The following is a 10,903-nucleotide window of genomic DNA, read 5'->3' as shown; positions in this document are numbered from 1 at the left end:
TGGCATTATTATTATTGGCCTGGGCGTAAGCGACGACCGGACTCAAAATATATGCACACGCGGCCGTGCCCGTAACGAGGGCAGCCACATACTTTCTGATACTCTTGCGGTTGCCTGCCGCCACTTAGCCGTCCTCCTGATGAAGCAGGATCGTTGCCCCGAATGCCAATGCGACGATCACGGGTATCCATGCCGCCACGTAGGGAGGAACCACTCCGCTGCTCCCGAATGCCTTTACAAGCACGGTGACAACATAAAGCACGAAGCCGGAGAGGATTCCACCCAGAATCACAGAGCGCGATTGATTGAATCTACTGAATTTTAGGGACACGGTTGCCGCAATCAGAGTCATTGCCACGAGAAGGAATGGCTGTGACAGCAGCGAATGAAACTGTGTCTCAAGTGCGTTGGTCGAGATGCCGAAGGAGCGTGCGACCTTTATTCGATTAGAAAGATCATAAAAAGCAATGGTTTCCGGTTGCGCCAAACGTTGCGAGACGAAATCCTGTTTCAGATTCGTACGGACCTGTATCGAATTTTTGTGATCCGGAATTTCGCCCGGCCGCCGTTCGACAACATTGTTAAGAAGCCAGTAACCATCTTCCAACTTTGCCGAGTCCGCATCCTGTCGCAGGACGATATTTCCCTGTGAATCGAAGTGGATAAACACGACGCCCGTCAGGGTCGTTCCGTTATTCAGAATGGCCTTTGCACCAATGATCGTGTCGTCTTTTCCGTTGGACTGGCGCAGCCACGGAATCGAAAGTGTATTGCGATAGGACGGGTCGCCGCGCAGATCGGCTTCGATCGCTTCGGCATGTCGCTGGCCCCATGCTGCTACTGGATTGAGGGCAAGCATGGTCAGAAGCCCGACGCAGAAAGCCCCCATCAGAAAGGGCGTCATGAACTGCCAGACGGAAATGCCGGCAGCGCGTGCGATAACCAGCTCGCGGCGGCGATTGAGGGCGATCAGTACCGTCATGCCCACGAAGAGCGCGATGAACGGCACCGTCTGCTGCAGGATGAATGGCAGTCTGACCGCCGTCATCAGCAAGCCGATGGAGACGGTATATCCGGGCAGGCCGGCAAGCCGCCCAGCGGTCTCGCTGAAATCGACGAGATAAACGATCGAGAGGACGCCGAGGAAGAACCAGAACGTCGTCACGATGTAACGCGTGAAGAAGTAGCGCCCGAGCGTGCCGAAAATCATGCACCGCCCCCGTTCGAGCTGCCTGGTGCGGTCGGCATGCGGTCCTGAACTCTTTGCCGCCAGTTGCTGAGGCGGTTGCGGATCGAGACGGGCATCGTCATCTTCCGGTTCCGCAGCAAGAGGATGATCGCGATAAGCGCCGCGATGATATTGATTGCGTAGAGAACGCCGATGAATTTGGCTGAATGGTCGATCTGGTTGGCAGCGTAGAAATCCGCCCAGCGCAACGCGAAGGATAGAGTCAGCGCCGATACCATCGGATGTAGCCGCGCCTCGCGATGTGATCGCGCATCACCGGCAATAACAAGCGATATCAGCGCAAAGATTGCCGGCAGCGCCCAGTCGTTGAGGCGGCGATGCAATTCCGCGCGGTAATCGCCAGGTCTTTGCTTGTAGTCCGGATCGTTCGTATCCGGATTGAACAGGAAGCCGAGGCTGCGGTCGCTGGCACGCGCATTTGCCTGGCCGCGGCTTTGCGTCATATCCGACAAGTCGAAGGAGTAGGAATCGAACTTGATGACCGAGACGCTGCCATCGGGCGTTTTGCGGTGCACCTCGCCATCCTTCATCAGCAGCGACGTACCGCTCGGATCGACGGCGCCTTCCTTGGCATAATAGATGAGGTCAAAGGCTGGGTCGCGGGAATCGACGACGAACAGCCCCTTCAGGATTCGTCCCGAAAGGCGCTGCGAGATCTGCACATAGAGCCCATCCTCGATGCGCCGGAAGTTCTTCTCTTCGATCACGGTGGACAGAAGATCAGCATAGGCTTCGGCCACCATCTGGCGGGCGGCGACACGCGCTCTCGGCTCGACGACATTGTCCACGAAAAAGGAGAAGACGCTAATCGCAATGGCGAGAATCATGATCGGGCGGATGATGATGCTGCGCTTCGCGCCGGCAGCTTCCATGACGGTCAGCTCGGAATCGCTGTTCATCGCCGTCAAGGTCTGCGTGATGCCGATGACCAATGCGAAAGGCAGAACGATCGGGATGATCGTCGGCAGAATGAGTGTCGCGAGCTTCGCAAACGAGCCCATCGACTGGCCGCTATCGGTCACGAGATTGATGCGTTGCAGGACCTGGGTGGTCCAAATAATGGCGAGCACTGGCAGCAGCGCTACCAGGAACATCATACCGACACGCCGTACGATATATGTCTCGAATAACTTCATGCCGGCCCTTAAACGCAACAGCTGCCGAACGAGCCGACAGAGATTCACCCTCCTCTACGCTGTTTACGTTTTTTTGGCGACAACCAACTCGAAAAAAATTCGTTAATTTTCCGAGATTCTTCTGTCGTGTGTCGTTTCGGATAAAGCGAGCAGCGCGGCGAATATGACAAGCGAGGAAAGCCAGCCGAGGACGGCATCGGAAAGATAGTGTCCGCCAAAGGCTATTCTAAGTGCCGGAATCAGCAGCGAAACTGCCGCGATCGGCAGGGCGGCCGCCGATCGGAACGGCTGCGGAATGATGAGGATCAGACAGAACAGCCAGCCTGCCGCTGCCGCTTCGCCCGAGATGAAGGAACAGTTGCTGACACATTTGCCGGCGAAGGATCCGGCATGCACGAAGTCGAGCGTGCCGCCGAAGAGATCGGTCTGTCGTGGGCGCGGGCGCCCGGAGAAGGCTTTCAGCCACAGATTGACGATCAGCACCGGCCCCAGGAGCAGGGAGCCGAGCGCAACCTTGAGATTGCGGGCTCTCAGCGCGTTGAAGGTTGCGCCGTGATCCTGCCAGCACCTGAGAAGCATCCAGAGCAGCACGAAGGCGACGACGTAGGGTAGCTGAAAGAATATTTCCCTCAGCAGGCGCATGTGCTGATCGCCGCTATAAGGGAAAATGCCGCAGATCTGATCGGGCTTGGTGCTTCCGAGGCATTGCTGCGGTTGGAAGAACATGGTCGCGACGCCGAGATCGATTTGTGGGAAAAGTGAAAACAGTCCCAGCAAAGCCCACCAGAGACAGAAGAGAGCGATGAAGGCATCACCTGCCGTGCGCGGCCGTAGAATCTCTGGAAAGCGATCTTCGCGATTGAGGCTGTTGAAATCTATGATCAAGGCGGCTTTCCGACAAGAATTGTGCCGCCGAGGCGGCTAAAACACCATCGCGTATAGTCTAGCCTCGCTAAATGACAGGGATTTGAAGCCGCCAACAGCCATATATAAGGAATGCTTTGCCAAACGCTTGTATTCCTTAGCCAGACCTTGAATGATGGTTGTGCAAAGTTCTCTCACTACGACGCATATTATCGGAGCAGAAATGTCTGTGAAATTCGAGATTTCCTTCGCCAAGTCAGCTCGTCTCAGCGGCGGTCTGGCTATTCTCCTGAAAGGAACGGACAGTGCGCTGCCGGCTGGTGCCGAAAGCGCCGATCCGGCGAATGTTTTCGCCAAGGCGGCGCCGGTATTCGGCTTCAAGAGCAAGGCGTTGAGCAGTCTGGATATCATCGCGCCCGAGGCCTCGCCCGTCGACCGGATCATCGTCATCGGTGCCGGCAAGGCCAAGGACCTGACCGCGCACGACTGGCTGAAGCTTGGCGGCACCGCCGCTGCAAAAATCCGCAACACGGAGAAGGTCGCGATTTTCCTCGATGCACCCAGCGTCGAAGTCGGACCAAAGGAAGCGGCCGATTTTGCCCTGGGCATGCTTCTGCGTGCCTACAGCTTCGATAGCTACAAGACGAAGAAGGGCGATGAGGACGAGAAGGGGGCCTCCCGCAAGGCGGTGAAGGTGACGATCGTTACCCAGGAAGCGGCTGCGGCCAAGAAGCTCTATGCGACCTCCGAAGCCGTAGCCGGCGGCGTGATTCTCGCGCGTGATCTCGTCAACGAGCCGCCGAATGTTCTCGGTCCCGTCGAGTTTGCGGCCAAGGCCAAGGAATTGGAGAAGCTTGGCGTCGAGATCGAAATCTTGACGGAGCGTGAGATGCGCCGGCTCGGCATGGCGGCCCTGCTGGGCGTCGCGCAAGGGTCGGCCCGGCCGCCGCGGCTGGTGGTCATGCAATGGAAGGGCGGCAAGGCGAAAGACAAGCCGGTTGCCTTCATCGGCAAGGGCGTCGTCTTCGACACCGGCGGTATCTCCATCAAGCCGGCTGCCGGCATGGAGGAGATGAAGGGGGACATGGGAGGGGCTGCGGCCGTTACCGGCCTCATGCATACGCTTGCTGCACGCGAAGCCAAGGTCAACGCCATCGGCGTCATCGGTCTTGTGGAAAACATGCCCGATGGCAATGCACAGCGCCCGGGCGATATCGTCACCTCCATGTCCGGCCAGACGATCGAGATCATCAACACGGATGCCGAGGGGCGGCTCGTTCTCTGCGATGCGCTCTGGTACACGAACGACCGTTTCAAGCCGCAGTTCATGATCAACCTGGCGACCTTGACCGGTGCGATCCTTGTCGCGCTCGGCAATCTGCAGGCCGGCCTATTTTGCAATGACGACAAGCTGGCGGGCGAGCTGACGGCGGCGGGACTTGTGACCGACGAGCGCCTTTGGCGCATGCCGCTCGGCAAGGACTATGACAAGATGATCGACAGCAAATTCGCCGATATGAAGAATACCGGCGGACGCCATGCGGGTTCGATCACCGCTGCCCAGTTTCTCAAGCGCTTCGTCGGCGACACGCCCTGGGCGCATCTCGATATTGCCGGCACGGCGATGGGCTCGGTTCAGGACGAGATCAATCAGTCCTGGGGTTCGGGCTTTGGCGTGCGCCTGCTCGATGAACTGGTCCGTTCCAATTACGAATCGTGACCAGCCGGATTTTGTAAGATAGAGCCTTTCCGCTTTTCTTCGAATCGCGAAAACGCTCTATCCTTTTTTCCGACGCAATTCCGAACGGAAAACCGCTTCGCACTTTTCCTGGAATTGCTTTAGAAGAGGCGTCATGACCGACGTTCTCTTCTATCATCTGACGGAATCGAAGCTTGAAGACGCCCTGCCGCCGCTGATCGACAAGAGTGTCGAACGCGGCTGGCAGGTCGCCGTGCAGATGCGCGAGCCGGCCCGACGCGATCTCCTTGATAGCCATCTCTGGACCTATCGCGAGGATAGCTTTCTTCCGCACGGCACCGATGAAGACGAAATGGCAAGCCGCCAGCCCGTGCTGCTGACGATTTCGCCTGATAATATAAATGATGCCACCGTACGTTTCTTCATCGACGGCGCTGAGGTGACGGATGTCGGAGCCTATCAGCGCGTCGTGCTGATGTTCGACGGCTACGATCAGGAACAGTTGGAAAGCGCGCGGGCCCAATGGAAACGCCTGAAAGGCGAGGGGCATAACCTCACCTATTGGCAGCAGACGCAGGACGGCCGGTGGGAGAAGAAGGCCTGACCTTTTTCCCCTCGTGAAGAGCTACGCGCCTTCCGACAGGATCTTCTGAATGAAATCCTTCTTCGCTGCCGTATAGGATGCGCGATCATTGGCATATTTTGCCGCAAGCTCGATCTTCAGCGCTTCGTAGGCATGCGCCAGATCCGGTTCTCTGCGCAACCGGTCGCGAAAGATGAGGAAGTTGCGCCAGGTCGGGCCATTATATTCGACCACATGCACGAGATGCGTGCGGGTATCCCCTTCTATGTCTCGGCCGAAAATATGGTCGTCCGGGACGATATTGCTGCCGGCATAGACGTAGCCGATGGAGGCCATGGGCTCGACACAGGCAAGCCCATCCTCGAAGCGCCGCACGCCGACGGCAATATCGATGATCGGCTTGGCTTTTATCGTTGGGATCGACGTGCTGCCGAAATGCTGGACATCGACGGCAAGGTCGCCGAGAGCCTTGCGAATGGCAGCTTCCTCCAGCAAATAGGCTTCGTGCCAGCTCTGGTTCGGGTCGGCGAGCTTGACGGACTTGTTGCCGACGCCGAGGCCAAAAGATTGTTCATGCTCCGATGCCATAGGCATCTCTCCAGTGAAGACGATGCGCCACGCTAGCACGCCGCGGGCGGCATTGTCTTTACCGGGAAAGCCTCATCAATCGTAAAATGCTTCAACGAATTTGCGCTTGCCGAGCATGAAGGCATCGGCGACGTGGCGCAGCGGCGAAACGTCGACATCCGAGATGCCGGCTTTGACGATCTCGGCAAAGCGGCGATAGAGCGAGGGATATTCTGCCTCGGGCGCCGAGAATTTCAGCTCGCCATTGACGGAAAGCTTGGAACCGCCTTCGGCAAGAAGCATCTGGCCGGCGTCCGTTTCGGCGACGATATCCCAGCTCTGCTTGCCGGTCTGGCGCCAGTCGAATTCGGCGTGGACGGGAAGGCCGGTTCCGCTCTTGAAGCGCAGATCGGCCGCGATCGGCGAATCACGGTTTTCCGGGAATTCGAGCGTCGCGCCGGTCAGGAAGAGTGGCGGCAGAATGTGGGTGACGATCGACAGCGCATTGATGCCGGGATCGAAGACGCCGAGCCCGCCAGCCTGCCAGATCCATTCCTGGTTCGGATGCCAGTGACGGACATCTTCCTTCCAGATCACATGAGCGCTGCGGATATTGGTGCTGGCGAGGAAGCTCTTTGCAGCCTCCACGGCCGGCGCATAGCGCGAATGCCAGCTAGCAAAGAGAGATACGCCCTTGACCTTAGCGAGGTTCTCGAGATCGGCCACTTCGCTGAGCGTCGCGCCCGGCGGCTTCTCCAGGAAAACATGCTTGCCGGCCGAAAGCGCCTTGTATGCGGCTTCATAGCGGTATTGCGGCGGCATGCAGAGAGAAACGGCGTCGATCTCCGGTACGGCATCGAGCATGGTTTCGATGGTCGTGAAGGCCGGGATCCCTTCGACAGTGCCATGACGGCTTGCCGTAGCGATCAGTTTGAAATCCGCATTGTTCGCGATGGACGGAAGATGCTGGTCGCGGACGATTTTGCCGACACCGACGATAGCGAGGTTGATGGGGGACATGGGTGTCTCTCGATTAGTATGATTATTGATGCGATCTTTATCAGAATGCCGCATGCGGGCAAGGGCGGCAAATCGCAAATGCAGCCGTCAGGTCCAATCTTGATGCTTGGAAAACGGGTGCCGGCTCTTGATTCACAGCCTGAAATCGGCACTCTTCCTCTGCGCAGCCAAAAGATCCGGGAAGAATCGCTGCGGGGGGGAATCATGAAAACATTGCTCGGCTTCAGCCGAATCGTCGACTATGTGACTGAGATCGTCGGAAAATCAGTCTCATGGCTTATTCTGGTCGCTGTCTTGGTCAGCGCCGGAAATGCCGTTGTTCGCAAGGTCTTCAACACATCGTCCAATGCCTGGCTGGAAGCGCAATGGTATCTGTTCGGCGCAGCCTTCATGCTTGCAGCCGCCTATACCCTCCGGCAGAACGAACATATCCGTATCGACATCGTCTACGGCTCCCTGTCGCGCCGGGTGCAGCACTGGATCGATCTCATCGGCCACTGCCTGTTCCTGATGCCTTTCGTGCTGCTGATGGTCTACGATCTCGTGCCCTATGTCCGCACCTCCTTCCTATCAGGGGAAGTTTCCTCGAGTGCCGGCGGCCTGATCATCTGGCCGGGCAAGGCCTTGTTGCTGGCGGGCTTCTTTCTGCTGGCGCTGCAGGGGATCTCCGAAATCATCAAGAAGATCGCCGTCATGCGCGGCGATATGGATGATCCGACCCCCTATGTGCCGACGCATGCGCCGCTCGATGTCGAAACCCCGGCCGGGGAGGCGCGCTGATGATCGAATTCATTGCCGTGAACATGGCGCCGATCATGTTCGCCTCGCTGATTATTTTCCTGCTTCTGGGCTATCCTGTCGCCTTCGCGCTTGCTGCGAACGGACTGCTGTTCTTCTGGATCGGTGTCGAGCTCGCACCCTATTCGGGCGGCACCATCAATCTCTCATGGCCGCTTCTCAACGCGTTGCCGGATCGATTCTGGGGGGTGATGTCGAACGACACGCTGCTGGCGATCCCGTTCTTCACCTTCATGGGCATCGTGCTGGAGCGATCCGGCATGGCCGAAGACCTGCTCGACACGATCGGCCAGCTGTTCGGGCCGATCCGCGGGGGGCTTGCCTATGCGGTGATTTTCGTCGGAGCGCTGCTGGCGGCCACCACCGGTGTCGTTGCCGCTTCGGTCATTGCCATGGGTCTGATCTCGCTACCGATCATGTTGCGCTATGGCTATGACCGGCGGGTCGCCTCCGGCGTCATCGCCGCTTCCGGCACGCTGGCGCAGATCATTCCGCCGTCGCTCGTCCTGATCGTGCTTGCCGACCAGCTCGGCCGTTCGGTCGGTGACATGTATGCCGGCGCCCTGATTCCCGGCCTGGTGCTGACCGGTCTCTACATGCTCTATGTATTGATCATGTCGATCGTGAAGCCGAACTCCATGCCGGCATTGCCGAAGGAGGCTCGCTCGCTTGGCTCCGGCGTCACGTCCCTGCTGATCGCATTGTTGATATGCGCAGGCGTGGCCTATGCCGCACACGTTTACCTGACGCCCGCCTATGGCGAAAACGCCGATATTCTCGGTGCAACGGTTGGCGTCGCCTTCATCTACGCGATCGCCGTGCTCGATAAGGGGATGAAGCTCAACGTGATGTCGCGGCTGGCCCAGCAGGTCATCATCGTCCTCATTCCACCGCTGGCGCTGATCTTCCTCGTGCTTGGCACGATCTTTCTCGGCATCGCGACGCCGACGGAAGGCGGCGCAATGGGGGCAGTGGGCGCGCTCATAATGGCCGCTGCGAAAGGCCGGCTGAACATGGAGGTCATCCGTTCGGCACTGACCTCGACCACCCGGCTTTCGGCCTTCGTGCTGTTCATCCTCATCGGCTCGCGCGTCTTTTCGCTGACCTTCTATGGCGTCAATGGCCATGTCTGGGTCGAGCATCTGCTGGTATCGCTGCCCGGCGGGGAGGTCGGCTTCCTGATTGCCGTCAACATCCTTGTCTTCGTGCTGGCCTTCTTTCTCGATTTCTTCGAGCTTGCCTTCATCATCGTACCGTTGTTGGCACCTGCTGCCGAAAAGCTCGGCATCGATCTCATCTGGTTTGGCGTGCTGCTCGGCGTCAACATGCAGACGAGCTTCATGCATCCGCCCTTCGGCTTCGCGCTGTTCTATCTCCGCTCGGTGGCCGCGCGCGTGCCCTATCTCGACAGGGTGACCGGCAAGCAGATCGCGCCTGTCACGACCGGGCAGATCTATTGGGGCTCCGTGCCTTTCGTAGGCATCCAGGTCCTGATGGTGGCGCTGACCATCATGTTCCCGCAGATGGTCATGCACTATAAAGGAGCCGGCACTGGTATCGATCCCAACACGATCAAGATTGAAGTCCCGGGCTTCGGTGCACCCGGCCAGGACAATGGCAATGGCCTGCCGGGACTGCAGCTTCCAGGGGGCAATCCGCTTGACAGCAAGCCAGCCGATAAGGGCGGCGGCGCGTCAAACCCGCCGGCCAACGATCTCAGCCAGCCGCCGTCTTTTAATTGAGACATACGGTCTGCATCGGCCTGCTTGTCGATCTGACGCAACGAAAAACCCCGGAGCATCGCTCCGGGGTTTTCTCTTTTGGACCTACCGGTTGCTCAAATCTTCCCTGAGCGCTGCAGCGTCATCATGTAGACGTCGTAGCTGTATTCGGCGACCTGAGTGTAGAGATAATGCTGGCCGCGGAAGCCCTTGATCGATTCCCAGATCTTTTTGAAGGTCGGGTTGTTGGCTTCCATTTCGGCATAGACCTCGTTGGCCTTGTCGAAGCAGGCATTCAAGATTTCGGTGCTGAAAGGCCTGAGCTTCGCCCCTTCGGCGACGACCCGCTTGATGGCGGCGGGGTTTAGGTAGTCGTATTTCTGCAGCATGTTGGCGTCGGTCGCCTGCGCGGCTGTGCGCAGCAGCGATTGATAAGCCTTCGGGAGGCCTTCATAGGCCGCCTTGTTGAACATGACATGCACGGTCGGGCCGCCTTCCCACCAGCCGGGATAATAGTAATAGGGTGCTACCTTGTAGAAGCCGAGCTTCTCGTCGTCATAGGGGCCGACCCATTCGGCCGCATCGATCGTGCCTTTCTCGAGCGCTGGGTAGATATCTCCGCCGGCGAGCTGCTGGGGCACGACGCCGAGGCGTTCGACCACCTTGCCGGCAAAGCCGCCGATACGCATCTTCAGACCCTTGAGATCGGCAACGGTGTTGATTTCCTTGCGGAACCAGCCGCCCATCTGCACGCCGGTATTGCCGGCCGGGAAGCCGATCAGCCCCTGCGTCGCCAGGAATTCATTGAAGAGATCGATGCCGCCGCCGTGATATTGCCAGGCATTCATGCCACGGGCATTGAGCGCGAAAGGAACGGCAGCTCCCAATGCCCAGACCGGATCTTTGCCCCAATAATAATAGGCGACCGAATGACAGGCCTCGACGGTTCCGGCCGAAGTTGCGTCTGCAGCCTGCAGGCCAGGCACGATTTCGCCGGCTGCAAACACCTGGATGTTGAAATTGCCGTCGGTAGCCTCGGAAACATACTTCGACAGCACTTCACCGCCACCATAGATCGTATCGAGCGACTTCGGAAACGATGACGTCAGGCGCCAGTTGATTTTCGGATTGCTCTGCGCAATGGCCGGTGCTGCAAGTGTTGCAGCCGCTGCCACCGACCCGGCGCCGGCGACGCCGGCTTTCCGCAGAAATGAACGACGATCCATCTATTACTCCCCCCGGATACGAGCGGGCGGACTCGCCCGC

The 10,903-nt window shown here is 58.5% G+C and carries 10 protein-coding genes; 4 read left to right on the top strand and 6 right to left on the bottom strand.

Annotated elements, in window-relative coordinates:
- Window positions 1–124: 124 nt before the first annotated feature.
- From lptG to JJQ51_RS32455, 3 genes are all read right to left on the bottom strand, one after another.
- Entirely contained in the window at window positions 125–1,210 is a 1,086-nt protein-coding gene (gene lptG / locus JJQ51_RS32465; protein ID WP_113329080.1) for an LPS export ABC transporter permease LptG, read from the bottom strand.
- Window positions 1,207–2,385 (bottom strand): LPS export ABC transporter permease LptF, encoded by a 1,179-nt coding sequence (gene lptF, locus JJQ51_RS32460; protein WP_113329079.1) that lies wholly within the window; start codon window positions 2,383–2,385, stop codon window positions 1,207–1,209. Before lptF ends, lptG begins: the two co-directional genes overlap by 4 nt.
- Before the next feature lie 102 nt (window positions 2,386–2,487).
- Entirely contained in the window at window positions 2,488–3,270 is a 783-nt protein-coding gene (locus JJQ51_RS32455) for a phosphatase PAP2 family protein (protein ID WP_113351703.1), read from the bottom strand.
- A gap of 202 nt (window positions 3,271–3,472) precedes the next feature.
- Between JJQ51_RS32455 and JJQ51_RS32450 the strand changes: the two genes are divergently transcribed.
- Together JJQ51_RS32450 and JJQ51_RS32445 are read left to right on the top strand one after the other, a co-directional pair.
- Window positions 3,473–4,969, top strand: a complete 1,497-nt coding sequence (locus JJQ51_RS32450) for a leucyl aminopeptidase (RefSeq protein ID WP_113351704.1) — start codon at window positions 3,473–3,475, stop codon at window positions 4,967–4,969.
- Between the two features lie 133 nt (window positions 4,970–5,102).
- The gene (locus JJQ51_RS32445) at window positions 5,103–5,552 is read left to right on the top strand and encodes a DNA polymerase III subunit chi (protein WP_095434413.1); all 450 of its coding nucleotides are present in this window, start codon (window positions 5,103–5,105) and stop codon (window positions 5,550–5,552) included.
- A gap of 21 nt (window positions 5,553–5,573) precedes the next feature.
- Here the strand turns inward: JJQ51_RS32445 and JJQ51_RS32440 are convergent, their stop codons facing one another.
- Both JJQ51_RS32440 and JJQ51_RS32435 read right to left on the bottom strand, forming a co-directional pair.
- The gene (locus tag JJQ51_RS32440; protein WP_113351705.1) at window positions 5,574–6,119 is read right to left on the bottom strand and encodes a GrpB family protein; all 546 of its coding nucleotides are present in this window, start codon (window positions 6,117–6,119) and stop codon (window positions 5,574–5,576) included.
- A gap of 75 nt (window positions 6,120–6,194) precedes the next feature.
- The gene (locus tag JJQ51_RS32435; protein ID WP_113351706.1) at window positions 6,195–7,118 is read right to left on the bottom strand and encodes a Gfo/Idh/MocA family protein; all 924 of its coding nucleotides are present in this window, start codon (window positions 7,116–7,118) and stop codon (window positions 6,195–6,197) included.
- 204 nt (window positions 7,119–7,322) lie between these two features.
- On the opposite strand from JJQ51_RS32435, the gene JJQ51_RS32430 reads away from it, so the two are divergent.
- Window positions 7,323–7,898 (top strand): TRAP transporter small permease subunit, encoded by a 576-nt coding sequence (locus JJQ51_RS32430; protein ID WP_113352018.1) that lies wholly within the window; start codon window positions 7,323–7,325, stop codon window positions 7,896–7,898.
- Entirely contained in the window at window positions 7,898–9,658 is a 1,761-nt protein-coding gene (locus tag JJQ51_RS32425) for a TRAP transporter large permease (RefSeq protein WP_113351707.1), read from the top strand. Before JJQ51_RS32430 ends, JJQ51_RS32425 begins: the two co-directional genes overlap by 1 nt.
- Window positions 9,659–9,753: 95 nt before the next feature.
- On the opposite strand, the gene JJQ51_RS32420 is transcribed toward JJQ51_RS32425, so the two are convergent.
- Window positions 9,754–10,863 (bottom strand): TRAP transporter substrate-binding protein, encoded by a 1,110-nt coding sequence (locus tag JJQ51_RS32420; RefSeq protein ID WP_069616205.1) that lies wholly within the window; start codon window positions 10,861–10,863, stop codon window positions 9,754–9,756.
- Window positions 10,864–10,903: the final 40 nt, after the last annotated feature.

The organism is Rhizobium sp. AG207R, from assembly GCF_027109195.1.
GTDB classification, from domain to species: domain Bacteria; phylum Pseudomonadota; class Alphaproteobacteria; order Rhizobiales; family Rhizobiaceae; genus Rhizobium; species Rhizobium dioscoreae.
Note: the sequence above shows the minus strand (reverse complement) of the source record. Positions and strands in the feature narration are given on the sequence as shown.